Here is a 24,227-nt window from a genome sequence, read left to right as displayed (position 1 = left end):
GGTGGTGGGTGTTTGCGGGCGGGGGGGGCGGGTGGTGGTTGTGGTTGGGGTGGGTGGGGGGTGGTGTCCGGCCCCCGGGGGTGGTGGGGGGGGGGGGGGGGGGGTGTTTTTTGGGGGGGGGGGGGGGGGGGGGGGGGGGGGGGGGCGCGCCCCCCCCCCCCCCCCGCGCCCCCACCCGGCACCGAGCGCCGGGCATCCCCACCCCACAGACCCTCCGGCTTCTCCATGTCACGGCCGAGCCGGTATGTACCCAACCCGGACCCAGGGAGCTGTTTTCCATGAGTGCCGAGACTCCGGGCCAGAGCACCGGGACCTTCACCCGGCTGCGTCTGCGGTTCCGTGACTGGCGGGGCAACCGGCCCTTCTGGGCGGGCCTGTTCACCTTGCTCGGCGGTCTGCCGATCGCCTACTTCCCCTATGCCACGCTCAAGCTGGGCACCATGTCGCTCACCATGGCGACCACCGCCGGCGCCGGTTCGCTGATCATCGGCGTGCTGCTGGTCACCCTGGGCCTGACGATGTGGTTCCAGCAGGCCACCCGCGTCTTCGCCGGCATCGCCGCGATCCTGCTCGCGCTGGTCTCCCTCGTGGTCTCCAACATCGGCGGCTTCATCATCGGCTTCCTGCTGGCGCTGATCGGCGGAGCCCTCGCCCTCTCCTGGGCGCCCGCCAACCCGGCGCCCCAGGGCGCGGAGCCCCAGAACCTTCCGCCCGCCCCGACCCAGGACGGCGCCCCCGCGCCCGGCCCCTACCCCCTCGCCGGGGAGCAGGGCCCGTCGTACACGCTGCACAAGCAGGCCGACGGCGGCGCGTCCCAGCCCGTCCAGGCGGACGAGCCGAACGGAGTGCACCGTGTCGGCTGACGAGGTCCTCGGCGACGGCTCGGTCCTGCCGGACCGGTCGGGCGGGGCACGCCACGCGGCGCCGAAGAAGCCGCTGTTCACCCGGCTGCACATGCCGGCCGGCAAGGCGATAGCCATGGCAGCGATGCCCACGGCCGTGCTCATGGGCATGGGCTTCACGCCGACGCTCGCCGTCGCCGACGACCAGCCGACGTCGAACAGCCAGCTCGCCGACGACTACAAGGACTGCCTGACGGCCCTGGAGGGCGCCTCCGCCTCTCCCTCGGCCTCGCCGTCCCCGTCGGCCTCCGAGGACGACTCCAAGGACTCCAAGGACTCCAAGGGCGACGCGTCGGACTCCGGCTCCGAGAAGTTTGGCGGGGCGAAGAACCCGTCGAGCTCGAAGGGCTCCAAGGGCTCCTCCTCGGGCGGCTCCTCCTCGTCGGATTCAGGTTCCGACGAGGGCCCCGAGCCGGCCCCGGCCCCGTCCGCGTCGGCCTCCGCGCAGGAGCCGTCCTCCTCAGGCACCGAGACCGAGAGCCCGGCGCCGGCCGAGACCGGCAAGAACGTCCTGGACACCATCGGCGATGCCGTCAAGGACGTCTTCGACGGCGGCGGCATCGGCGGCTCCGCCAAGCCGGACGACGCGAGCCCCTCGCCGTCGGCCTCTCCGTCCGCCGCGGACTCAGGCGCCAAGTCGGGCGCCTCGGGCTCCTCCGCGGGCACCGGCAAGAGCTCCGGCACGGCCGCCGAGGACACCCCCGACGCCGTCACCGACACGGCGAAGGACACCACGCAGAAGGCGGGCGACAAGGCCGGCGAGACGGCCGAGGACACCGGCGAGAAGACGGACGAGGCGGCCTCCGACGCCAAGGACGCCGCCGACGCCTCCGCTTCCCCCTCCGCCTCCCCGAGCCCGTCCGCGAGCTCCACCGTGAAGCCCGAGGACTGCGCCGCCGCCACCGACAAGGAAAGCGGTGTCGACAACAAGATCCTCCTGCCGGACGACCCCTGGTACCTCAGCGCCAGCGCGCTGCTGCTGAAGAGCGCCGACTACCAGGGCATCGTCGAGGTGAAGACGGCGAACGGGACCAAGAAGAAGGTCCTGAAGTACGTCATCTCCGGCGGCACCGAGATCGACGACCTGCACCAGACCGTGGACGACAAGCAGAAGGGCGTGACCTACCACGTCCAGGCCGGCGCCGGCACCAAGTCCAAGATCACCGGCGGCGACACGATCATGTACACCGAGAGCATCTCGGGAAACCTGTTCGGCCTGCTCCCGGTCACGTTCAGCCCGCAGAACCCCCCGCCGCTGAACATCCCCCTGATCTACTTCACCAAGGTCAAGGTCGTCCAGGCCGGCCAGTTCGGCGGCAACCTGCACATCCCCGGCATGCAGGTCTACACCAGCAAGCTGTCCGGCTAGCAAGCCGCACCCGACTGTGTCCCGCCGAACCACCCCGGCGGGACACAGCCATGTGTGCGGCCCTCGGGAAAGAAGAGACGGTTGCGAACTCAGCTGAGGCTGACCCGTGACGGCGACACGTTCGTCGCGCGGCTCGCGCCCTCTCAGATGGCGGCGATGTTCGAGGCCCTGAGCTATCTGCACGGCTACGGGGACACGCAGCTGGCCCTGTTGGTCGGCGCGGGGCGGAAGGACGTCGATGCCCTCCTGGAACGCCTGGCCGGGCCTCATGCCCAGTCACGTGACCTATGGCTGACCGACCGGGAACTCCACATGGCGCACAGCGCGCTGGTCGCCGCGCCCACCATGTTCCTCGTGCCCGGTGGTGCCTTCGCGGAGGAGCCGTTCCACATCCGGCTGGGCTTCTACCGGGAGAACTTCGACGCCTTGGCGCATGCCATCGTCCAGGCGGCGGCGCAGATGTGACACCTGGTGGGTACCACGGAGGGCGCCCCCGATCGTGGGGGCGCCCTCCATGTCGTGCGGCGGCTCTGCGGTGATCCGACGTCAGTCGCGGGCGCCCTCGCCCAGGTGGTGGACGCGGACCATGTTCGTCGTGCCCGGGACGCCGGGCGGGGAGCCGGCGGTGATGACCACGATCTCGCCCGCGTTGAAGCGGTTGAGCTTGATGATCTCCTGGTCGACCAGGTCGACCATCTCGTCCGTGCTGTTCACGAACGGCACGATGTGCGACTCGACGCCCCAGCTCAGCGCCAGCTGGTTGCGGGTGCCCTCGTCGGTGGTGAAGGCGATGATCGGCTGGGCCGCGCGGTAGCGGGAGAGACGGCGGGCGGTGTCGCCGGACTGGGTGAAGGCCACCAGGCCCCGGCCGCCGAGGAAGTCGGCGATCTCGCACGCGGCGCGCGCGATCGAACCGCCCTGCGTGCGCGGCTTCTTGCCCGGCACCAGCGGCTGCAGGCCCTTGCTCAGCAGCTCCGTCTCCGCCGCGGCGACGATCTTCGACATCGTCTTCACGGTCTCGATCGGATACGCGCCGACCGAGGACTCCGCCGAGAGCATGACCGCGTCCGCGCCGTCCAGGATCGCGTTGGCGACGTCGGAGGCCTCCGCGCGGGTCGGACGGGAGTTGGTGATCATCGACTCCATCATCTGGGTCGCCACGATCACCGGCTTGGCGTTGCGCCGGCACAGCTCGATCAGGCGCTTCTGCACCATGGGGACCTTCTCGAGCGGGTACTCGACGGCCAGGTCGCCACGGGCGACCATGACGGCGTCGAACGCCATCACGACGTCCTCCATGTTGTCCACCGCCTGCGGCTTCTCCACCTTGGCGATGACCGGGACCCGGCGGCCCTCCTCGTCCATCACGCGGTGGACGTCGGCCACGTCCTTGGCGTCCCGGACGAAGGACAGCGCGACCATGTCGCAGCCCATGCGCAGCGCGAACCGGAGGTCCTCGATGTCCTTCTCGGACAACGCCGGCACGTTGACGGCCGCACCGGGCAGGTTGATGCCCTTGTGGTCGGAGATGACGCCGCCCTCGATGACGATCGTCCGCACCCGGGGACCGTCGACGTCCAGCACCTTCAGCTCGACGTTGCCGTCGTTGATGAGGATCTGGTCGCCGCGCGAGACATCGCCGGGCAGGCCCTTGTAGGTGGTGCCGCAGATCGTCTTGTCGCCGGGCACGTCCTCGGTGGTGATGGTGAACTCGTCACCGCGGACCAGCTCCACCGGGCCCTCGGCGAAGGTCTCCAGGCGGATCTTGGGGCCCTGGAGGTCGGCGAGGACACCGATGGCCCGGCCGGTCTCCTTGGACGCGGCCCGGACCCGGTCGTACCGGCCCTGGTGCTCGGCGTGCGTGCCATGGCTGAAGTTGAAGCGGGCCACGTTCATGCCGGCCTCGATCAGCGCGACGAGCTGCTCGTGGGAGTCGACCGCGGGGCCGAGAGTACAGACGATTTTCGAACGGCGCATGGGGCGATCCTAACGGTTTGTTTCGCTCCGGAATATTCCGTCTGGCGGAAGATACAAATGGGCGGGAAGCCGCTCAGTTGCCGAGCGGGGGCACCGCATTTCGGCGACGCTGTTCAGTTGCCCCGCGGCGGAGCCGCTTATCAATACCGCCCCACCAATGCGTAGGTCTGCGTGGCGATCTCCAACTCCTCGTCCGTCGGCACCACGGCCACCTTCACCCGCGCGTCCCCGGGCGAGATCAGCCGCGGCTCGTCCCCGCGCACGGCGTTCAGCCCGTCGTCCACCGCCAGGCCCAGGGTCTCAAGGCCCGCTACGGCCGCCGCGCGCACCGGCGCCGCGTTCTCCCCGACGCCGGCGGTGAACGCCACCGCGTCCACCCGGCCGAGAACGGCGCAATAGGCGCCGATGTACTTCTTCAGCCGGTGAATGTAGATGTCGAAGGCGAGCTTCGCCTGTTCGTCGCCCTCGTCGATCCGACGGGTGATCTCCCGCATGTCGTTGTCGCCGCACAGGCCGATCAGCCCGCTCTTCTTGTTGAGAAGAGTGTCGATTTCGTCGATGGACAGCTTGCCGACACGGGCCAAATGGAAGATGACGGCCGGGTCGGCGTCTCCGGAGCGCGTACCCATCACGAGCCCCTCCAACGGCGTGAGCCCCATGGAGGTGTCCACACACCTGCCCCCGCGCACGGCCGAGGCGGACGCCCCGTTGCCGAGGTGCAGCACGATGACGTTCACCTCCTCGGGCGTCTTGCCCAGCAGCTCGGCCGTCGCCCGGGAGACGTACGCGTGCGAGGTGCCGTGGAACCCGTAGCGCCGGATGCGGTGTTCGTCGGCCGTCTTCACGTCGATCGCGTAACGGGCCGCGGACTCCGGCATGGTGGTGTGGAACGCCGTGTCGAAGACGGCGACCTGCGGCAGGTCCGGCCTGAGCGCCTGGGCCGTGCGGATGCCGGTCAGGTTGGCCGGGTTGTGCAGCGGGGCCACCGGGATCAGCCGCTCGATCTCGGCGAGCACCGCGTCGTCGACGACCGTCGGCTCGGTGAAGTGCTTGCCGCCGTGCACCACCCGGTGCCCGATGGCGGCCAGTTCGGGCGAGTCCAGGCCCAGCCCGTCCTGGGCCAGCTCCTCCGCGACGGCCTTCAGCGCGGCGTCGTGGTCGGCGATCGCGCCGGACCGCTCCCGCGACTCGCCGCCGTCCGCCAGGGGCGTGTGCTTGAGCCGGGAGGTCTGCTCGCCGATGCGCTCGACGAGCCCCACGGCCAGCCGGCTGCCGTCGCTCATGTCGAGCAGTTGGTACTTCACCGACGACGAGCCGGAGTTGAGGACGAGGACACGGGAAGCAGGGGCCGAGCGCTGCTCGTCCGGTAGGGCGGTGGTGGGAGACGGGTGGGAGCTCACTGCTGGGAAGCCTTCTCGCTGGGGGTCTGGGCCTGGATCGCCGTGATGGCGACGGTGTTGACGATGTCCTGGACGAGGGCGCCCCGGGACAAATCGTTGACCGGCTTGCGCAGACCCTGGAGCACCGGTCCGACGGCGATCGCGCCGGCCGAACGCTGCACGGCCTTGTAGGTGTTGTTGCCGGTGTTCAGGTCGGGGAAGATCAACACGCTGGCCTGGCCCGCGACTTCGGAGCCCGGCAGCTTGGTCGCCGCGACCGACGGCTCCACGGCGGCGTCGTACTGGATCGGCCCCTCGATCATCAGGTCGGGCCGGCGCGAGCGCACCAGCGCGGTCGCCTCGCGCACCTTGTCCACGTCCGCGCCCGAACCGGACGTCCCGGTCGAGTACGACAGCATCGCGATCCGCGGCTCCACGCCGAACTGCGCGGCGGTCGCCGCCGACTGGATGGCGATGTCCGCCAACTGCTCGGCGTTCGGATCGGGGTTGACCGCGCAGTCGCCGTAGACGAGGACCTTGTCGGCCAGGCACATGAAGAAGACCGAGGAGACGATGTCGGCGTCCGGCTTGGTCTTGATGATCTCGAAGGCCGGCCGGATCGTGGCCGCCGTGGAGTGCACCGACCCGGACACCATGCCGTCGGCGAGCCCCTCCTGCACCATCAGCGTGCCGAAGTAGTTCACGTCGGAGACGACGTCGTACGCCAGCTCCACCGTGACGCCCTTGTGGGCGCGCAGCCGGGCGTACTTCTCGGCGAAGGCGTCGCGCAGTTCGCTGGTGGCGGGGTCGATCACCTGGGCGTCGGCGAGGTCGATGCCCAGATCGGCGGCCTGCTTGCGGATCCGGTCGGCCGGGCCGAGCAGCGTCAGGTCGCACACGCCGCGGCGCAGCAGCACCTCCGCCGCGTGCAGCACCCGCTCCTCGGTGCCCTCGGGCAGGACGACCCGGCGCCGGTCGGTGCGGGCCGTCTCCAGCAGCTGGTGCTCGAACATCATCGGCGTGAGGCGGTCGCTGCTCGGCGCGGAGACCCGCTTGAGCAGGTCGGCGGTGTCGACGTGCCGCTCGAACAGACCGAGCGCGGTCTCCGCCTTGCGCGGTGTGGCCGCGTTCAGCTTGCCCTCCAGGGAGAACAGCTGCTCGGCCGTGGGGAAGCTGGTGCCGGCCACCGACAGCACGGGCGTGCCGGGCGCGAGCCGGGCGGCCAGAGTGAGGATCTCGTCGCTGGGCACCTCGCCCAGGGTGAGCAGCACGCCGGCGATGGGCGGGGTGCCGGCGCTGTGCGCGGCGAGCGAGCCGACGACCAGGTCTGCGCGGTCGCCCGGGGTGACGACGAGGGTGCCCGGGGTCAGGGCGTTGAGGAAGTTCGGCAGCATCGCGCCGCCGAAGACGAAGCCGAGGGCGTCGCGCGCGAGCCCCGAGTCGTCGCCGAGGAGCACCTTCGCCCCCAGCGCGTGGCTGATCTGGGCGACCGTCGGCGCGGACAGCGCCGGCTCGTCCGGCAGCACGTAACAGGGCACCGGCAGCCGCGAGACGAGCTGCTCGGCTATCGCCTCCCGGTCCTCGCGGGCCACCCGGTTGGTCACCATGGCGAGGACGTCGCAGCCCAGGCCGTCGTAGGCGCGGTAGGCATTGCGGGTCTCGGCGAGCACGGACTCCGCGGTCTGCCCCCGGCCGCCCACCACGGGGATGACGGAGGCGCCGAACTCGTTGGCCAGCCGGGCGTTGAGGGACAGCTCGTCCGGGAACTGGGTGTCGGCGTAGTCGGTGCCGAGGACGAGGACGACGTCGTAGTCGCGGGCGACCCGGTGGAACCGGTCGACGAGCGTGGACACCAGCTCGTCCGTGCCCTGTTCGGCCTGAAGGGCGGACGCCTCGTGGTAGTCCATGCCGTAGACGGTCGCGGGGTCCTGCGCCAGCCGGTAGCGGGCGCGCAGCAACTCGAAGAGGCGGTCGGGCCCGTCGTGGACGAGGGGACGGAAGACGCCGACCCGGTCGACCTGACGGGTCAGGAGCTCCATGCCCCCCAGCTCCACGACCTGGCGGCCGTCGCCGCGGTCGATCCCGGTCACGTACACGCTGCGCGTCACGCGTGCTCTCCACTTCTTGCGTCGGGTGCTTGTTGTCGAGGGCCGCCGTCCGGGCACAAAAATGGCCCACCGGGGTGAGCGGAACCCTCTTGACAATACCCCTGCGTCTGGATAAGGCGCCCGTCAAGAGACAGTGCCCTCGGCGGCGTGAAAGAATCGGAGCGGCTCACCGGTATCGACAGCGAGCAGGAGACACAGCACGATGCGCATCGGAGTTCTCACCGCAGGCGGCGACTGTCCCGGGCTGAACGCAGTGATCCGGTCGGTCGTGCACCGAGCGGTCGACAACTACGGCGACGAGGTCATCGGCTTCGAGGACGGCTACGCGGGCCTGCTGGACGGCCGTTACCGGTCCCTCGACCTCAACGCGGTCAGCGGCATCCTCGCTCGCGGCGGCACCATCCTCGGCTCCTCCCGCCTGGAGCGGGACCGGCTGCGCGAGGCCTGCGAGAGCGCCGGCGACATGATCCACGACTTCGGCATCGACGCGCTGATCCCCATCGGCGGCGAGGGCACGCTGACGGCGGCGCGGATGCTGAGCGACGCGGGCCTGCCGGTGGTCGGGGTCCCCAAGACGATCGACAACGACATCTCCTCCACCGACCGCACCTTCGGCTTCGACACCGCGGTCGGCGTCGCCACCGAGGCGATGGACCGCCTGAAGACGACCGCCGAGTCCCACCAGCGGGTGATGGTCGTCGAGGTCATGGGCCGGCACGCGGGCTGGATCGCCCTGGAGTCCGGCATGGCGGCCGGCGCCCACGGCATCTGCCTGCCCGAGCGCCCCTTCGACCCGGCCGACCTGGTCAAGATGGTCGAGGAGCGCTTCTCCCGCGGCAAGAAGTTCGCGGTGATCTGCGTCGCCGAGGGCGCGCACCCCGCCGACGACACCATGGACTACGGCAAGGGCGCGATCGACAAGTTCGGCCACGAGCGCTTCCAGGGCATCGGCACGGCGCTGGCGTACGAGCTGGAGAAGCGGCTCGGCAAGGAGGCCCGCCCGGTCATCCTCGGCCACGTCCAGCGTGGCGGCGTCCCGACCGCGTACGACCGTGTCCTCGCCACCCGCTTCGGCTGGCACGCGGTGGAGGCCGCGCACCGCGGCGAGTTCGGCCGGATGACGGCCCTGCGCGGGACGGACGTGGTGATGGTCCCGCTCGCGGAGGCCGTCACCGAACTGAAGACGGTCCCCAAGGACCGCATGGACGAGGCGGAGTCGGTCTTCTAGGACGGCCTGGAGACACGGGGCCGGTCGCCCCGGCCGTCCGGGGCGGCGCCGCGTCGTCGCACGGCGTGCGTCACCGCCCCGTGGCCACCCACCGGTACACCAGCTCCGGCCGGCCGACCTGCCCGTACAGCGGCTTCCGCTCGACTCTGCCCGCGTCCACCAGGTGCTCCAGATACCGCCGGGCCGTGATCCGCGAGATGCCCACCGCTTCGGCGAGGCCGGCCGCCGTGAGCCCCTCGCCCGCCTCCCGGACCGTCACCGTCACCCGCTCCAGCGTCGGCCCGCTCAGCCCCTTCGGCAGGGCCGCGGGTCCCGGTGCGCGCAGCGCCGCCAGTGCCCGGTCCACCTCGTCCTGGCCGCTCGCCTCGCCCGCCGCGCCGCGGAACTCGGCGTAGCGCACGAGCCGGTCCCTCAGCGTCGCGAAGGTGAACGGCTTCAGGACGTACTGGACGACGCCCAGCGACACCCCCTCCCGGACCACCGTCAGATCCCGTGCCGACGTCACCGCTATCACGTCCGCGTGGTAGCCGGCCGCGCGCAGGGACCGGGCCAGTTGCAGACCGTGGCCGTCGGGGAGGTGCAGGTCCAGCAGCAGCAAATCCACCGGTGTGCGGTCCAGCATGCGCCGCGCCTCCGCGCCCGTGTGCGCCTTTCCGACCGCGACGAAACCGGGCACCCGGCCCACGTACAGGACGTGCGCGTCGGCGGCGACCGGATCGTCCTCCACGACCAGCACCCGGATCGGGTTCGCGGCGGCGGGGCCCGTGGCGTCCGTCATCTCGCGCCTCCCGACGTCCGCGCCGCTCCCGCCGTCGACCGCAGCGGCAGCCGCACGGTGAACTCCGCGCCGCCGTCGCCGCCGTTGCCGGACGCCGCCACCGCCAGCGTGCCCTCGTGACGGGTCACCGCCTGCCGCACCAGTGCCAGGCCGAGGCCGCGGCCCCCCGGGCCCGCCGGCTTGGTGGAGAAGCCGCGCTCGAAGACCTGGGAGGCGTGCGCCGGATCCACCCCGTCGCCGGTGTCGGCGACCCGCAGCAGCAGCTCGTCGCCCTCCGTCGACGCCGTCACCGTCACCCGGGCCGGCACGCTGCCCTGCGCCGCGTCCACGGCGTTGTCTATGAGGTTGCCGAGGATGGTCACCAGGTCGCGGGCGGGCAGGGACTCGGGGAGCAGACCGTCGTCCAGGCCGCTGTCCTCGGACACCACCAGCTCCACGCCCCGTTCGTTCGCCTGCGCCGTCTTGCCGAGCAGCAGCGCCGCCAGGACCGGCTCGCTCACCGCAGCCACCACCTGGTCGGTGAGCGCCTGGGCGAGCTCCAGTTCGGCGGTGGCGAAGTCGACGGCCTCCTCGGCCCGGCCCAGCTCGATCAGCGACACCACCGTGTGCAGCCGGTTCGCCGCCTCGTGCGCCTGCGAGCGCAGCGCCTGGGTGAAGCCGCGCTCGGAGTCCAGCTCGCCCATCAGCGACTGGAGCTCCGTCACGTCCCGCAGGGTCACCACCGTGCCCCGGCGTTCGCCGCCGGACACCGGCGAGGTGTTCACCACCAGCACCCGGTCCGCCGTCAGATGCACCTCGTCCACCCGCGGCTCGGAGGCCAGCAGTGCTCCCGTCAGCGGGGCCGGCAGGCCGAGATCGGCCACCGAGGCGCCGACCACCTCCCCGCCCACGCCGAGCAGCTCCCGCCCGCCGTCGTTGATCAGTGCCACCCGGAACCGGCCGTCCAGCATCAGCAGCCCTTCGCGTACGGCGTGCAGCGCCGCCTGGTGGTAGTCGTGCATCCGGCTGAGCTCGGTCGCGTTCATGCCGTGCGTGTGGCGGCGCAGCCGGGCGTTCACCACGTACGTGCCCACCGCGCCGAGCGCGAGAGCGCCCGCCGCCACCGCGAACAGGGCCGTCACCTGGTCCGAGACGCGCTCGCTGATCGCCTCGACCCTGATGCCGGCGCTGACCAGCCCGACCACCCGTCCGTCGTCCTCGATCGGCGTCACCGCGCGCACGGACGCGCCGAGGGTGCCGGTGTACGTCTCGGTGAACGACTGGCCCTTCAGGGCGCGGGCGGTGTTGCCGAGGAAGTGCCGGCCTATCTGGCCGGGGTCCGGGTGCGTCCAGCGGATGCCCTCGGGGTTCATGATCGTCACGAAGTCGACCTCGGTGTCCCGCATCACGCGCAGCGCGTACGGCTGGAGCGAGACCGTCGGGTCCGGCGTGCCGATCGCCTCCCGCACGGAGGGGGAGTCGGCCACCGACCGGGCCACGGCGGTGGCCTGCCGCCCCGCCGCGTCCTCGGCCTGAGAGCGGTCGCTCACGTACGTGAACAGCGCGTATCCCGCCACGACGACCGCGATCAGCACCGCCTGCATGGCGAACAGCTGGCCGGCCAGGCTGCGAGGTGCGGGAACGGGTAGACGCATGTCGTCAGTGTGCCCCCGGCGTCCATCGTGAACTAAATGAACGGAAGGGTGACCGCCCTCACACGCCGGGAGATAGTCCCAAGCATTCCCCTTAAGGAGTGCAAGCACCCCTAACTCCCCGGACGTGAGCCGCACGCCGGTGATGCCGACGAAGACGTCAAGGAGGGCAGCCGTGGCCGCCAGCAGCACCACGAATACGGCACCTGCCGCACCCGCCAAGCGGGACCGCACCCACTACCTGTACATCGCGGTGATCGTCGCGGTCGCCATCGGCATCGCCGTGGGTCTGATCGCGCCCGATTTCGCCGTGGAGCTGAAGCCCATCGGCACCGGGTTCGTGAACCTGATCAAGATGATGATCTCGCCGATCATCTTCTGCACGATCGTTCTCGGCATCGGCTCGGTCCGCAAGGCCGCCAAGGTCGGCGCGGTCGGAGGCATCGCGCTCGGCTACTTCCTGGTGATGTCGCTGGTCGCCCTCGGCATCGGCCTGGTCGTCGGCAACATCCTGGAGCCGGGCACCGGCCTCGCGGTCACCGACGCGATCAAGGAGACCGGTCAGGCGCAGGTGTCGGCCGAGGCCAAGGACACCACCGAGTTCCTCCTGGGCATCATCCCGACCACGATGGTCTCCGCCTTCACCGGCGGCGAGGTGCTCCAGACCCTGCTGATCGCGCTGCTCACCGGCTTCGCCCTGCAGGCGATGGGTTCCGCGGGCCAGCCGATCCTGCGCGGTGTCGAGCACATCCAGCGGCTCGTCTTCCGCATCCTCGCCATGGTGATGTGGGCCGCCCCGATCGGCGCGTTCGGCGCGATCGCCGCGGTCACCGGTTCGGCCGGCGTGGACGCGCTGAAGAGCCTCGCCGTGCTGATGCTCGGCTTCTACGCCACCTGTTTCCTGTTCGTCTTCATCGTCCTCGGCGCGCTGCTGCGGATCGTCGCCGGCCTGAACATCTTCACGTTCCTGAAGTACCTGGGCCGCGAGTTCCTGCTGATCCTGTCGACCTCCTCCTCCGAGTCCGCGCTGCCGCGCCTCATCGCGAAGATGGAGCACCTGGGCGTCAGCAAGCCCGTCGTCGGCATCACGGTGCCGACCGGCTACTCCTTCAACCTCGACGGCACCATGATCTACATGACCATGGCCTCGCTGTTCATCGCCGACGCCATGGGCACGCCGATGTCGCTCGGTGAGCAGATCCCGCTGCTGCTCTTCCTGCTGGTCGCCTCCAAGGGCGCCGCCGGCGTCACCGGCGCCGGTCTCGCGACCCTCGCCGGTGGCCTCCAGTCGCACAAGCCGGCCCTGGTGGACGGCATCGGCCTCATCGTCGGCATCGACCGCTTCATGAGCGAGGCCCGCGCCCTGACGAACTTCGCGGGCAACGCCGTCGCCACCGTCCTGATCGGCACCTGGACCAAGGAGATCGACAAGACGCGCGTCGACGAGGTCCTCGCGGGCCGGATCCCCTTCGACGAGACCACGCTGCTCGACGACGGCCACGGCGCGCCGGCGCCCGCCGAGGAGGCCGGCCGGCCCGAGCAGCACGAGGGCGGCGAGAAGGAACTCGCCAAGGCCTGACTCCCCCCGCACCCCGGGTGCCCGGCCCCGCCTGAACCGGGGCCGGACACCCGGCCAAGCCGCTCTGCGGTTCCGCCCCCCCAGAACGCCGGGCGGCTGAGACTCCCCCGTTGCTCAGCCGCCCGGCTCTCTCATGCGCCCGTCGGCGCCGAGTCGGTGAACACGGGGCTCTCCTTCGGGTTCGGGCCGTACTTGTTCCGGCCCGGGACGCCGTCTTCGGCCGTGAAGATCAGCATGGTGATGAGGCCGACGCAGGGCAGCACCCCGACGAGGGCCCACCAGCCGGAGCGGCCCGTGTCGTGGAGCCGGCGCACCGTGACGCCGAGGGCGGGCAGCAGGATCGCCAGGGCGAAGGCGGTCGTGGGCGCCTTGTTGCCGACCTGCTCGTCCGCGAACATCAGCGCGAGGTAGATGATCGAGCTGATCAGCGTGAACATCCAGTACTCGGCGCGGCGGGCGCGCCCGCTGAAGACCCAGTACTTCTTGAGCACGACGATGAACCAGCGCACTGCATGTCCCCCCGGGGATCGATCCGGTCGCCTGAAAGATGATCAGGGCCGGGCAGAACCTATGCAGGGGGACGTGTACGCGTCAAAGCAATTCCGTCGGCCCGGTCTTCTCCGGAGTGCGGGCGGCCGCCCTCGTCGCCTTCGTCACCAGAGCCGTGGCCAGCGTGGCCGGGACGCCGGCCGCCGTCAGGACGGTGATCGCGGCCGAGCGGCCCGCCTCCCGCGGGCTCATCAGACCGTCGTTCACGGCCTCCATCAGGCCGAACAGGATCTGTTCGTGCACATACGCCAGAGCCGGCGCCGGCAGCGGTGAGACGAACGTCCCCTCCTCCAGACCGCGCCGCAGCAGCCGCACACTGTTCTCACGGACCGGCGTCAGCCGCTCCCGGATGCCCTGGACCGTGACCGTGCGCTGGGCCAGCGCGACCAGCAGCCGGTAGCGGTCGGCGACCTCCCACACCGCGAGCACGGACCGGGCCAGCGCCTCCGCCGGCTCCTCGATCCCCTCCCGGCCCGCCGCGTGGGTCGCGGCCAGCGACCGGACGGCGTCCTCCACCAGCGTGCCGATCAGCACCTCCCGGCCGGCGAAGTGCCCGTACACCGTGCGGCGCACGACTCCGGCGGCGCGCGCGATCTGGTCCATGGACGCGTCGGGGTCGCGCAGCAGCTCGGCGAGGGCGACGTCGAGGATGCGGCGGCGATTGGCCTCGGCGCGACCGGTGTTGCCCGTGGTCATGGCTGCCATTGTGCCCGCCGGCGCGCTCGGCGCCGGGGGCGGCTGTCAGCCGTTCGCGGGGACGCCCTCGGCCGAGCTGTCCAGCCGCTTCAACTCGTCTGCGTCCAGGACCAGTTCGGCCGCGCCCGCCGAGTCCCTCGCCGTCTTTGGCCGACTGGCGCCGGGGATCGGGATCACCGTCGGGGAACGGGAGAGCATCCAGGCGAGGCAGACCCGCTGGGGGCTCACCCCGCGTGCGCGGGCGATCTCGTGGAACGCGCCGAAACGCGAGGCGCCCTCCAGTCGCGAGGGTCCGTCCAGGGAGCTCCGGGAGATGCCGCCCAGGGGGCTCCAGGGGAGGAACGCCAGGCCCAGCCGGGCGCAGAGCCGCAGTTCGCGCTCGCTGTCGCGGACGGCGGGGGAGTACCGGTTCTGCACCGACACCAGCCGGTCCCCGAGGATCTCGCGGGCGAGGCCGATCTGTTCCGCGTCCGTGTTGGAGACACCGGCCAGCCGGATCTTGCCCTCGTCGAGGAGGTCCCGCAGCGCGCCCGCCGACTCCGCGAACGGCACCGCCGGGTCCGGCTTGTGCAGTTGGTAGAGACCGATCGCCTCGACGCCGAGCCGCCTGAGGGAGGCCTCGGCCGCCGCCTTCAAGTGACGGGGGTCGCCGTTCACCGTCCAGTCCGCGCCGGCGGGCCGGCCCCGTCCGCCCTTGGTCGCCACCAGCACGTCGTCCACGGGGCCGCCGTGAGCGGCCAGCGCTCGCGCCACCAGACGTTCGTTGTGGCCGGGGTCCTCACCGGGCAGATGGTAGGAGTCGGCCGTGTCGAGCAGGGTGACTCCCGCGTCGAGCGCCGCGTGGACGGTGGCCAGCGCACGGGACTCGTCGGGCCGGCCCTCGACGGACAGCGGCATCGCGCCGAGCCCGATCGCGCTCACCCGCAGGCCCCCGAGTGTTCGGTAGCGCATGTCAGCCGTCCTTCCCCAGCGTCTCCGCGACGGCGCGCCCGAGCCACTGCCGGGCGTTGCCGAAGGTGTGACCGAGCCGAACGGCACGGGAGTTGTCCATCGGATAGCAGCGGCGGAAGGAGAACGGCGAGACCTCCCCGACCTCGACCTCCTGGAAGACGGTCTTGCCGTCGGGGAAGTGCGCGCCCACCGCCTCGCACAACTCCTCCGTCGTCAGGGCCTGGTGGGAGGCCGCGTTGACCGGCCCGGTGAACGTCTGGCCGGCGGCCCAGAACAGGAAGCCGGCCGCCTCGTCGACGTGGATGTAGGTCGCCGGGCGGTTCGCGGGGGGCACGGCGATCGGGTCGCCGGTGCGGATGCGGTCGGCGTAGTGGGCGAGGCGTCCGGTGAAGTCGTCCGCGCCGCCCAGGACATGTGCGACGCGCACCGCGGTCCACTCCAGCGCGGGGTCCGACGCGAACACCGCCTCGGCCTGCCGCTTGCCCTCGCCGTAGTGGGCGTCGAGGAACTCCGGATTTTGCCAGGGCAGTTCGAGGTCGACGGGCACGTCCAGGGGATCGACGTCCGTCTCGCGCACCGGGGCTATGGAGTCCTCGTACTCGTAGACCTCCACCGTGGACGTCATCACATAGCGGCGGGTCCGGCCGGCGAGGACGCGGCGGGCCGTCGCCGCCTGGCGCGGGGTGTAGCAGACCTGGTCGACGACGACGTCGAAGGAGAGGTCACCGAGCGCCGCGGTCAGCGCCTCCTCGTCGTCGCGGTCGGCGACCAGGTGGCGTACGTCCGGGGGCGGCGGCGACGAACCGCGGTTGAGGACGGTGACGTCGTCGCCGGCGGCCAGCAGCCGGTCGATGAGCCGTCTGCCGACATAGCGGTTCCCGCCGACGACCAAGGTCTTGCGCGCGTTTTCCATGACCATAATTCTTCCGGCACGCCCATCCGCACTGAAGGGGGAACCATGGGAGTTCAGGCAGTCGCACCGAAAGAACCACGGCATTCACGATCCGGCGCCGATGAAACCTCGGTGGTCTTCGACGCGCTGGACCGGCAGATCCTGGAACTGCTCCAGAGCGACGGCCGGATCAAGCTGAGCGAGCTGGGCCGCAGGGTCCGGCTGAGTCCGGCCGCGGTCACCGAACGGGTGCGCAGGCTGGAGGCGGCCGGGGTGATCAGCGGCTACGGCGCCCGGGTCGTCCCGGCCCGCCTCGGCTACGGCATCCAGGCGTTCATCAGGGTCGACCCGCACGGCGGCTACACCCTGAAGCACCCGCGGACGCTGGAGCTGATGGAGCGCCCCGAGATCATCGAGGTGCACCATGTGGTGGGGGAGGACTGCTGGATCCTCAAGGTCGCCGTACGGGACACCGTGCACCTGGAGGAGGTCCTCGAAGGGATCTCGGCGCTGGGCCGCACGACCACGTCGATCGTGCTCACCTCACCGGTGGAGCACAAGCCGCTCTTGCCTTGACGTCGGCGTCAAGCCGTACGTTCGTCGTCATGCGAATCGGCGAGCTGGCCGCACGGGCCGGGACCACCACGCGGGCGCTGCGGTACTACGAGGCGCGGGGGCTGCTGCCCGCGCGCCGGGACGAGCTGGGGCACCGGGCGTACGACGAGCGTGATCTGCGGCTGTTGCGGCAGATCAGGACGTTGCGGGACTTCGGCTTCGACCTGGAGGAGACCCGGCCTTTCGTGGAGTGTCTGCGCGCCGGGCACCCGGAGGGCGACTCCTGCCCGGCCTCGCTCGCGGTCTACCGGCGCAAGCTGGACGAGCTGGATGCGCTCATCGGGGAGCTGCGGGCGGTGCGGGAGAAGGTCGCCGGCCAGCTGGAGCGAGCCGAGCAGGCGCGCGACGAGCTGGCCGCCGAGTCGCTGGTTCCGGGGGGTCCGGAACCCGGGTGCGAGCTGGGAGGGCGGGAACTGTGAGCAAGGCCGCAGGAGTGAGCGAGGTGTCGGACGCCGACTTCTCGACGGAGGTGCTGGGGGCGGAGCTGCCGGTGCTGGTGGAGTTCACTGCCGACTGGTGTCCGCCGTGCCGGCAGATGGCGCCGGTGCTGAGCGCGCTCGCCACGGAGGAGGGGGAGCGCCTGAAGGTGGTGCAGCTGAACGTCGACCACAACCCGGCGACGACCAACCACTACAAGGTGCTGTCGATGCCGACCTTCATGGTCTTCCGCGACGGCGAGCCGGTGAAGGCGATGGTGGGGGCACGGCCGAAGCGGCGACTGCTGGAGGAGCTGTCCGACGTGCTCTGAGCCGACCGTCCGCCGTCGCAACAGAAATCCCCCGGGCAATTGCGCTCGGGGGATTTCTCTGCGTATATTGAATGGTTCGCGACTTTGCCCTCGTCTTCATTGTGAATGATTAGCGGAGGGTCGCAGTGAAGTTCAGTAGGCACAGTATATCCGGGCGGGAGCGGAATTGTCAAACAACGGATTTACGGACAGTGAATTGCGTCGGGAACAGGAATACATCGACGGCCTGTACGCCCGCGTCGACGCCCTGCGCGGCGACACCGAGGCGTCCGTCGCCGACGCCCTCGCCCAGGGCGACAAGCCCAGGCAGGCCCGGCTGGAGCGGGACATCCTCGTCGCCGAACGCTCCGGCATGCTCGCCGCGCTGAACGCCGTGGACGGCTCCCTGTGCTTCGGACGTATCGATCTCGTCTCCGGTGCCACTCACCACATCGGCCGGATCGGCCTGCGCCGCGACGACGCCGAACGCACCCCGGTCCTCGTCGACTGGCGGGCCGGCGTCGCCCGCCCCTTCTACCTCGCCACCGGCCACACCCCGATGGGCCTGCGCCGCCGCCGGCACATCGGCACCGAGGGACGCCGGGTCACCGCCCTGCACGACGAGTTCCTCGACGTCGACGACGCCACCCGCACGGGCTACGAGGACCCGGCCGGCGACGACGTCCTGCTCGCCGCGCTCAACGCCGCCCGCACCGGCCGCATGGCCGACATCGTGCAGACCATCCAGGCCGAGCAGGACGAGATCATCCGCGCGCCGCACCGCGGGGTGCTGGTCGTCGAGGGCGGGCCGGGCACCGGCAAGACGGCGGTCGCCCTGCACCGTGCCGCCTACCTCCTCTACGAGCACCGCGAACTGCTCGCCAGGCGGGCCGTCCTCATCGTCGGCCCCAACCCCGCCTTCCTCGGCTACATCGGCGAGGTGCTGCCCTCGCTCGGCGAGACCGGCGTGCTGCTCGCCACCGTCGGCGAGCTGTACCCGGGCGTGCGGGCGGCCGCCGCGGACACGCCCGAGGCGGCCGCGGTGAAGGGCGGCGCCCACATGGCCGACGTCCTCGCCGCCGTCGTACGGGACCGGCAGGCGCTGCCCGACCCGGTGATCGCCGTCGAGCACGACCGCGAGGTGCTGATGCTCGACGAGGGGCTCGTGAGCATCGCCCGTGAGCGGACCCGGGCGCTGAAGCTGCCGCACAACGCCGCCCGCGAGCACTTCGAGGGCCACATCCTCAACACCCTCACCGAGCTGTACGCCGAACGTGTCGGCACCGACCCCTACGACGGGTCCAGCCTCCTCGACCCCAGCGACATCACCCAGATCCGCGACGAGATCGCGGAGAACCCCGAAGTCTGGGCCGCCGTCGACCAGTTGTGGCCCGTGCTCAGCCCGCAGCGGCTGGTCGCCGACTTCCTCGCCGACCCCGACGGGTATCTGGGCGACGAGGACGCGGCCGCCGTGCGCCGCCCGGTCACCCGCGCCTGGACCGTCGCCGACGTCCCGCTGCTCGACGAGGCCGCCGAACTCCTCGGCGAGGACGACCGGGCGGCCCGCGAGCGCGCCGAGCGCGAACGGCGGACCCAGATCGCGTACGCGCAGGGTGTGCTCGACGTCTCCTACGCCTCGCGGACCTACGAGTTCGAGGACAAGGAGGACAGCGACCCGGACGGCTCCGAGGTGCTGTCCGCGCACGACATCATCGACGCCGAGCGCTTCGCCGAACGGCACGAGGAGGACGACCACCGCAGCGCCGCCGAGCGCGCGGCGGCCGACCGGACGTGGGCGTTCGGCCACATCATCGTCGACGAGGCGCAGGAGCTGTCGCCGATGGCGTGGCGGCTGCTGATGCGGCGCAGTCCCACGCGCTCCATGACGCTCGTCGGTGATCCGGCGCAGACCTCGGAGGCGGGGGGTGTGGGGTCCTGGGAGCAGATCCTCCAGCCGTACGTCGAGGACCGCTGGGAGCACACGCGGCTGGGCGTCAACTACCGCACGCCCGCGGAGATCATGGAGGTGGCGGCCGCCGTCGTCCGGGCCGAGAGGCCGGACTTCGTGCCGCCGAGCTCGGTGCGGTCCACCGGCGTGCGGCCGTGGGCGCGGGCCGTCGACGACCTGCCCGGGGAGGTCGCCAAGGCGGTGGAGGAGCTCACTCCGGCGGAGGGGCGGCTCGCGGTGATCGCTCCCCGGGCGCTGCACCGTGAGCTGGCCGCTCGGCTCGACGGCGTGACGGCGGGGGACGGGCCCGACCTCACGCGAGCCGTCGTACTGCTCGACCCGCGTCAGGCAAAGGGCCTGGAGTTCGACTCCGTACTGGTGGTGGAGCCGGGCGAATACGGCACGAGCGACCTGTACGTCGCCCTGACCCGGGCGACACAGCGCCTGGGCGTACTCCACACGGGCCGGCTCCCCGGACCCCTGTCCGAAACCCTCGCCTGACCAGGGGGTCCCTCGCCCCCGCCGCCCTCTCCCGTTCCCCACCTGGGGGCCAAGCTCCCAGGTGGGGGGGTGGAGGCGCCGGGGCCGAGCTTCGAAGACGTCAGGCCGGGCGGAGCCAGACCGTGGACAAGGGGGGGAGTGTCAGGCGGACGCTCGCCGGGTGGGCGTGCCACGGCTGGGGCTCCGGCTTCACCGGGTGCGGATGGGTGACACCACTGCCCCCGTACCGCTCCGCGTCCGTGTTCAGCACCTCCAGCCACGCCGGCACATCGTCCGGCACCCCCAGCCGGTAGTCGTGCCGCACGACGGGCGAGAAGTGGCACACGGCGAGCAGCGGCGCCCCGTCCGCGTCGTGGCGAAGGAACGCGAGGACGTTGTCGTCGGCCGCGTCCCCCACCACCCACTGGAAGCCGTCCGGCGCGACATCGCGCTCCCACAGCGCCGGCGTCGACCGGTACACGCCGTTCAGGTCCCGCACCAGATCGCGCACCCCCCGGTGATCGGGCTCCGCCCCGTAGGCGGGGTCGAGCAGCCACCAGTCCGGACCATGCGCCTCGGACCACTCCGCGCCCTGCGCGAACTCCTGCCCCATGAAGAGGAGTTGCTTGCCCGGATGGGACCACATGAACGCCAGGTACGCCCGCAGGCTGGCCCGCCGCTGCCACCAGTCGCCCGGCATCTTCGACACCAGTGAGCCCTTGCCGTGCACGACCTCGTCGTGGGAGATCGGCAGGACGTAGTTCTCGCTGTAGGCGTACACCATGGAGAAGGTCATCTCCCCGTGGTGGTACCGCCGATGGACCGGCTCCTTGCTCATGTACTGCAACGAGTCGTGCATCCACCCCATGTTCCACTTCAGCCCGAAACCGAGCCCGCCGAAACCGCTCGGCCCCCGGTGGTGGGTGGCACGGGTGACGCCGTCCCAGGCCGTGGACTCCTCCGCGATCGTCACGACGCCGGGGACCCGGCGGTACACGGTCGCGTTCATCTCCTGGAGGAAGGCCACCGCGTCCAGGTTCTCCCGGCCGCCGTGCTCGTTCGGCGTCCACTGGCCGGGCTCGCGCGAGTAGTCGAGGTAGAGCATCGAGGCGACGGCGTCCACCCGCAGCCCGTCGATGTGGAACTCCTCGCACCAGTACACCGCGTTGGCCACCAGGAAGTTGCGCACCTCGCGCCGCCCGAAGTCGAACTCCAGGGTCCCCCAGTCGGGGTGGGCGGCCCGCAGGGGGTCCTCGTGCTCGTACAGCGGCCGCCCGTCGAACTCGGCCAACGCCCAGTCGTCGCGCGGGAAGTGCGCCGGCACCCAGTCCATCAGGACGCCGATCCCGGCCCGGTGCAGCGCGTCCACCAGGTACCTGAAGTCGTCCGGAGTGCCGAGACGGGCCGTCGGCGCGTAGAAGCCGGTGACCTGGTAGCCCCAGGACCCGCCGAAGGGGTGCTCGGCGACCGGCATCAGCTCGACATGGGTGAAGCCGAGGTCCCTGACGTACGCGGGGAGCTGCTCTGCGAGTTGACGGTACGTCAGCCCTGGGCGCCAGGAGGGGAGATGGATCTCGTACACCGAGAACGGGGCCTCGTGCACCGGGCGTTCGGCCCGGCGGGCGAGCCATTCCTCGTCGCCCCACTCGAAGTGCGAGGCGGTCACGACCGACGAGGTGGCCGGCGGGATCTCGGTGCGGCGGGCCATCGGATCGGCGCGCAGGGTGCGCGAGCCGTCGGGCCGGGTGATGTCGAACTTGTACAGCTCACCCTCGCCGACGCCCGGCACGAACAGCTCCCACACCCCGGAGGAGCCGAGCGAGCGCATGGCGTGCCCGGCGCCGTCCCAGAAGTTGAAGCTGCCGGCGAGCCGTACGCCGCGCGCGTTGGGCGCCCACACGGAGAACCGGGTGCCGGGCACGCCCTGGTGGGTCGTCGGGTGGGCGCCCAGCACCGTCCACAGCTGCTCGTGCCGGCCCTCGCCGATCAGGTGCAGGTCCAGATCGCCCAGCGTGGGCAGGAAGCGGTAGGCGTCCTCGGTCTCCTGGACCGCGTCCTCGTACGTGACCAGGAGGCGGTAGGCCGGGACCTCGTGCAGGGGCAGCAGTCCGGCGAAGAAGCCGTCGCCGTCGTCGTGCAGGTCGGCGCGCAGCTCGCCGGAGACGACCGTGACGGCGCGTGCGTAGGGGCGGAAGGCCCGGAAGACGACCCCGCCGGGCGCCGGGTGCGCGCCGAGCACGCTGTGCGGGTCGTGGTGGCAGCCGTGCAGGAGGCGGTCGCGGTCGCCGGCGTCCAGGGCGGGGGAGAGGCCGACCTCCAGGGGCCCGGCGGGAGCCGCCGGCGGCGACGCCTTCACCCGCGCGGCCTTCTTCGCCACCGCCTTCGCGGCTTTCGCCGCCTCGGGAGCCTTCACCACCTTCGCCACCGCCTTCGCCGGCTTCGCGGCCTTCGCGGCAGCCTTCCCGCCCGCCGCCTTCTTCGCCGCGGCCTTCTTCGTCGTCGCCTTCTGCGCCGCCGCCTTCCTGGCCGCCCCTTCCTCGGCCGCGGCCGCCTTCTTCTTCGGGTTCTTCGGGTCGGAACCGTTGGACGGGGGGCTGGGAGTCACGGACAAAGCCTCCTCAGAGCTGGTCGGACGCTGCGAGCCTGCGTATCGCGGAGAGCGGGACGGGGAGCCAGTCCGGGCGGTGCCGGGCCTCGTAGACGACCTCGTAGACCGCCTTGTCCGTCTCGTAGGCCCGCAGCAGCACGGGATCGGTACGCGGGTCGGCGCCCGACACCTCGGCGTACCCCGAGCAGTAGGCCGCCCGGCAGGCACGGGCCCAGCCCGGCGCCGGCGGGGTGGCCGAGTGCGCCGCGTAGTCGAAGGAACGCAGCATCCCCGCCACGTCCCGCACCGCCGGCTGCGGCATCCTGCGCTCGGCCAGCGGCCGGGCCGGCTCGCCCTCGAAGTCGATCAGCGACCACTGTCCGGAGGGGGCCCGCAGGCACTGCCCGAGGTGCAGATCACCGTGGACGCGCTGGGCGGTCCAGGTGTGGCCCTCGGCCGCGAGGTCGGCCAGCGCGGTGAAGGCGGTGCGCAGCGCGGGCGCGTACGGGTGCAGGGCGGGCACCGCCTGCGCCGCCGCGTCGAGACGCTCGACCATGCCGTGCACCAGCGGTTCCAGCTGGGCGTGCCCGAAGGTCACCGTGGGCAGCGCACGGGCCAGCGCCGTGTGCACCTCGGCGGTGGCCCGGCCCAGCGCCCGCGCCTCCGCGCCGAAGTCCTCGGCCTTGGCCAGCTCCCGCAGGGCCAGCTCCCAGCCGTCCGTCGCGCCCTGCACATAGGGCTGGAGCACGCCGAGGACGTACGGCTCGCCGCTCTCCCCGGGGGCCTCCGCCAGGTCCTCGGCGTCGGCGTGCATCCACGCCGTCGGTGCGGGCACCCGGGGGCACCCCTCCCGGGCCAGCGCCAGCGGCAGCTCCAGGTCGGGGTTGACGCCGGGGACCACCCGGCGCAGCAGCTTGAGAATGAACGTATCTCCATAGACGACCGAGGAGTTCGACTGCTCGGAGGTCAGCCGGCGCGGCACGAGGCCGGCGCGTATCTCCTGGGACGGGTCCCGTTCACAGCGCAGCACGCCGATCCGGGACCCGGTGCGCAGCGCCTCCAGGAGGAGCTCGGCGGGCCGGGTGTCGTACAGGGCGTCGTAGACGGTCCGCCCGGCGAGCGGGCCGTCCGGCACATGTCCGATGAGCGCGGGCGCCAGCCGGGGCGGCAGCGCCTCGCGCACGCCTATCAGGAGCTGGTAGCAGTCGCCGGGACCGGCGCCCTGGTGGGCGCGCACCAGCAGGTGGTAGAGGCCCAGCCGGGAGTCCGCCGGCAGCAGCTCGGTGGCCGCGACCTGCGAGAACCCGGTGACCGGGCTTCCCTTCCCGGCGAACCAGCGCTGGCGTGGGAGCCAGTCGCGCAGCAGGGGCCCCAGGGACGCGAGGAGGCCGGAGCTCGTCTTGCCGGAAAGTGTGACAGTTTCCGCCATGGCGTCACGTTCCTTTCCCCGGGGGACGGGGTCTGGGGTGCTACTCATGCGTGCCCCGGCCGGGGCGGAGGAAACGCCCCGCCCCGGACAGGCCCTCTAGACGGCGTCCCTGCGGAGCCGGAACCAGTAGAAGCCGTGGCCGGCGAGGGTGAGCAGGTAGGGCAGCTCGCCGACGGCGGGGAAGCGGACGCCGCCGAAGAGCTCGACGGGGTGGCGGCCCTTGAAGCGGCTGAGGTCCAGCTCGGTGGGCTGGGCGAAGCGCGAGAAGTTGTGGACGCAGAGCACCAGGTCGTCCTCGTATTCGCGCAGGAAGGCGAGGACGGCCGGGTTGGAGGAGGGCAGTTCGGTGTAGGAGCCGAGTCCGAAGGCGGGGTTCTGTTTGCGGATCTCGATCATGCGGCG

Annotated in this window: 21 protein-coding genes; 9 read left to right on the top strand and 12 right to left on the bottom strand. The window is 71.6% G+C overall.

The window, feature by feature from the left end; all coding sequences use genetic code 11:
- The first annotated feature begins 278 nt into the window (after positions 1-278).
- From ACIRS4_RS35610 to ACIRS4_RS35600, 3 genes are all read left to right on the top strand, one after another.
- Positions 279-863, top strand: a complete 585-nt coding sequence (locus ACIRS4_RS35610) for a DUF6114 domain-containing protein (protein ID WP_404203989.1) — start codon at positions 279-281, stop codon at positions 861-863.
- The gene (locus ACIRS4_RS35605; protein ID WP_404203987.1) at positions 853-2,271 is read left to right on the top strand and encodes a hypothetical protein; all 1,419 of its coding nucleotides are present in this window, start codon (positions 853-855) and stop codon (positions 2,269-2,271) included. The genes ACIRS4_RS35610 and ACIRS4_RS35605 overlap by 11 nt, the downstream gene beginning before the upstream one ends.
- 81 nt (positions 2,272-2,352) lie before the next feature.
- The gene (locus ACIRS4_RS35600; RefSeq protein WP_404203985.1) at positions 2,353-2,736 is read left to right on the top strand and encodes a hypothetical protein; all 384 of its coding nucleotides are present in this window, start codon (positions 2,353-2,355) and stop codon (positions 2,734-2,736) included.
- A gap of 81 nt (positions 2,737-2,817) precedes the next feature.
- Here the strand turns inward: ACIRS4_RS35600 and pyk are convergent, their stop codons facing one another.
- From pyk to pta, 3 genes are all read right to left on the bottom strand, one after another.
- Entirely contained in the window at positions 2,818-4,248 is a 1,431-nt protein-coding gene (pyk, locus tag ACIRS4_RS35595) for a pyruvate kinase (RefSeq protein WP_404203983.1), read from the bottom strand.
- A gap of 140 nt (positions 4,249-4,388) precedes the next feature.
- Complete coding sequence (locus ACIRS4_RS35590; protein ID WP_404203980.1) at positions 4,389-5,648, bottom strand: acetate kinase; 1,260 nt, start codon at positions 5,646-5,648, stop codon at positions 4,389-4,391.
- Positions 5,645-7,735, bottom strand: coding sequence for a phosphate acetyltransferase (gene pta / locus ACIRS4_RS35585; RefSeq protein ID WP_404203978.1), 2,091 nt, complete (start codon positions 7,733-7,735; stop codon positions 5,645-5,647). The genes ACIRS4_RS35590 and pta overlap by 4 nt, the downstream gene beginning before the upstream one ends.
- Before the next feature lie 202 nt (positions 7,736-7,937).
- On the opposite strand from pta, the gene ACIRS4_RS35580 reads away from it, so the two are divergent.
- Positions 7,938-8,963: an ATP-dependent 6-phosphofructokinase gene (locus ACIRS4_RS35580; protein ID WP_404203976.1), complete on the top strand. Its 1,026-nt coding sequence runs from the start codon at positions 7,938-7,940 to the stop codon at positions 8,961-8,963.
- 70 nt (positions 8,964-9,033) lie between these two features.
- Here the strand turns inward: ACIRS4_RS35580 and ACIRS4_RS35575 are convergent, their stop codons facing one another.
- Together ACIRS4_RS35575 and ACIRS4_RS35570 are read right to left on the bottom strand one after the other, a co-directional pair.
- Positions 9,034-9,741, bottom strand: a complete 708-nt coding sequence (locus ACIRS4_RS35575) for a response regulator (RefSeq protein ID WP_404203974.1) — start codon at positions 9,739-9,741, stop codon at positions 9,034-9,036.
- Positions 9,738-11,375 (bottom strand): ATP-binding protein, encoded by a 1,638-nt coding sequence (locus tag ACIRS4_RS35570; RefSeq protein ID WP_404203972.1) that lies wholly within the window; start codon positions 11,373-11,375, stop codon positions 9,738-9,740. Before ACIRS4_RS35570 ends, ACIRS4_RS35575 begins: the two co-directional genes overlap by 4 nt.
- 142 nt (positions 11,376-11,517) lie before the next feature.
- Between ACIRS4_RS35570 and ACIRS4_RS35565 the strand changes: the two genes are divergently transcribed.
- The gene (locus ACIRS4_RS35565; RefSeq protein ID WP_404203991.1) at positions 11,518-12,951 is read left to right on the top strand and encodes a cation:dicarboxylate symporter family transporter; all 1,434 of its coding nucleotides are present in this window, start codon (positions 11,518-11,520) and stop codon (positions 12,949-12,951) included.
- A gap of 131 nt (positions 12,952-13,082) precedes the next feature.
- On the opposite strand, the gene ACIRS4_RS35560 is transcribed toward ACIRS4_RS35565, so the two are convergent.
- The 4 genes from ACIRS4_RS35560 to ACIRS4_RS35545 form a co-directional block, all read right to left on the bottom strand.
- The gene (locus ACIRS4_RS35560; RefSeq protein WP_404203970.1) at positions 13,083-13,460 is read right to left on the bottom strand and encodes a DUF805 domain-containing protein; all 378 of its coding nucleotides are present in this window, start codon (positions 13,458-13,460) and stop codon (positions 13,083-13,085) included.
- A gap of 82 nt (positions 13,461-13,542) precedes the next feature.
- The gene (locus tag ACIRS4_RS35555; RefSeq protein ID WP_404203968.1) at positions 13,543-14,205 is read right to left on the bottom strand and encodes a TetR/AcrR family transcriptional regulator; all 663 of its coding nucleotides are present in this window, start codon (positions 14,203-14,205) and stop codon (positions 13,543-13,545) included.
- Positions 14,206-14,241: 36 nt separating this feature from the next.
- Entirely contained in the window at positions 14,242-15,147 is a 906-nt protein-coding gene (locus ACIRS4_RS35550; protein WP_404203966.1) for an aldo/keto reductase, read from the bottom strand.
- A gap of 1 nt (position 15,148) precedes the next feature.
- The gene (locus tag ACIRS4_RS35545; protein WP_404203964.1) at positions 15,149-16,060 is read right to left on the bottom strand and encodes an NAD-dependent epimerase/dehydratase family protein; all 912 of its coding nucleotides are present in this window, start codon (positions 16,058-16,060) and stop codon (positions 15,149-15,151) included.
- A gap of 111 nt (positions 16,061-16,171) precedes the next feature.
- Between ACIRS4_RS35545 and ACIRS4_RS35540 the strand changes: the two genes are divergently transcribed.
- From ACIRS4_RS35540 to ACIRS4_RS35525, 4 genes are all read left to right on the top strand, one after another.
- A complete protein-coding gene (locus ACIRS4_RS35540) occupies positions 16,172-16,615 on the top strand; it encodes an Lrp/AsnC family transcriptional regulator (protein ID WP_404203962.1) in 444 nt (147 codons plus the stop codon).
- A gap of 29 nt (positions 16,616-16,644) precedes the next feature.
- The gene (locus ACIRS4_RS35535) at positions 16,645-17,073 is read left to right on the top strand and encodes a MerR family transcriptional regulator (RefSeq protein WP_352253268.1); all 429 of its coding nucleotides are present in this window, start codon (positions 16,645-16,647) and stop codon (positions 17,071-17,073) included.
- Positions 17,070-17,402 carry a thioredoxin gene (trxA, locus tag ACIRS4_RS35530; RefSeq protein ID WP_404203959.1) on the top strand — a complete coding sequence of 111 codons (333 nt, stop codon included), beginning with the start codon at positions 17,070-17,072 and terminating at the stop codon, positions 17,400-17,402. Before ACIRS4_RS35535 ends, trxA begins: the two co-directional genes overlap by 4 nt.
- Before the next feature lie 196 nt (positions 17,403-17,598).
- Positions 17,599-19,830 carry a HelD family protein gene (locus ACIRS4_RS35525; protein ID WP_404203957.1) on the top strand — a complete coding sequence of 744 codons (2,232 nt, stop codon included), beginning with the start codon at positions 17,599-17,601 and terminating at the stop codon, positions 19,828-19,830.
- A 100-nt stretch (positions 19,831-19,930) separates the two neighbouring features.
- On the opposite strand, the gene glgB is transcribed toward ACIRS4_RS35525, so the two are convergent.
- From glgB to ACIRS4_RS35510, 3 genes are all read right to left on the bottom strand, one after another.
- On the bottom strand, positions 19,931-22,414 hold the full coding sequence (glgB, locus tag ACIRS4_RS35520) for a 1,4-alpha-glucan branching enzyme (protein ID WP_404203955.1): 2,484 nt from the start codon (positions 22,412-22,414) through the stop codon (positions 19,931-19,933).
- A gap of 13 nt (positions 22,415-22,427) precedes the next feature.
- On the bottom strand, positions 22,428-23,825 hold the full coding sequence (locus ACIRS4_RS35515; protein ID WP_404203953.1) for a maltokinase: 1,398 nt from the start codon (positions 23,823-23,825) through the stop codon (positions 22,428-22,430).
- Between the two features lie 96 nt (positions 23,826-23,921).
- On the bottom strand, positions 23,922-24,227 hold a 306-nt coding region (locus tag ACIRS4_RS35510; protein WP_404203951.1), incomplete at its 5' end, for an alpha-glucosidase C-terminal domain-containing protein.

Source organism: Streptomyces sp. NPDC101166, from assembly GCF_044768125.1.
Classification (GTDB): Bacteria; Actinomycetota; Actinomycetes; order Streptomycetales; family Streptomycetaceae; genus Streptomyces.
Note: the sequence above shows the minus strand (reverse complement) of the source record. Positions and strands in the feature narration are given on the sequence as shown.

What these genes read in the sequence shown, in the direction of transcription:
- ACIRS4_RS35610 (WP_404203989.1), top strand. Translation starts at nt 279, where the DNA reads ATGAGTGCCGAGACTCCGGGCCAGAGCACCGGGACCTTCACCCGGCTG.
- pyk (WP_404203983.1), bottom strand. Translation starts at nt 4,248, where the DNA reads ATGCGCCGTTCGAAAATCGTCTGTACTCTCGGCCCCGCGGTCGACTCC.
- ACIRS4_RS35580 (WP_404203976.1), top strand. Translation starts at nt 7,938, where the DNA reads ATGCGCATCGGAGTTCTCACCGCAGGCGGCGACTGTCCCGGGCTGAAC.
- ACIRS4_RS35575 (WP_404203974.1), bottom strand. Translation starts at nt 9,741, where the DNA reads ATGACGGACGCCACGGGCCCCGCCGCCGCGAACCCGATCCGGGTGCTG.
- ACIRS4_RS35570 (WP_404203972.1), bottom strand. Translation starts at nt 11,375, where the DNA reads ATGCGTCTACCCGTTCCCGCACCTCGCAGCCTGGCCGGCCAGCTGTTC.
- ACIRS4_RS35565 (WP_404203991.1), top strand. Translation starts at nt 11,518, where the DNA reads ATGCCGACGAAGACGTCAAGGAGGGCAGCCGTGGCCGCCAGCAGCACC.
- ACIRS4_RS35555 (WP_404203968.1), bottom strand. Translation starts at nt 14,205, where the DNA reads ATGGCAGCCATGACCACGGGCAACACCGGTCGCGCCGAGGCCAATCGC.
- ACIRS4_RS35550 (WP_404203966.1), bottom strand. Translation starts at nt 15,147, where the DNA reads ATGCGCTACCGAACACTCGGGGGCCTGCGGGTGAGCGCGATCGGGCTC.
- ACIRS4_RS35545 (WP_404203964.1), bottom strand. Translation starts at nt 16,060, where the DNA reads ATGGAAAACGCGCGCAAGACCTTGGTCGTCGGCGGGAACCGCTATGTC.
- ACIRS4_RS35535 (WP_352253268.1), top strand. Translation starts at nt 16,645, where the DNA reads ATGCGAATCGGCGAGCTGGCCGCACGGGCCGGGACCACCACGCGGGCG.
- ACIRS4_RS35515 (WP_404203953.1), bottom strand. Translation starts at nt 23,825, where the DNA reads ATGGCGGAAACTGTCACACTTTCCGGCAAGACGAGCTCCGGCCTCCTC.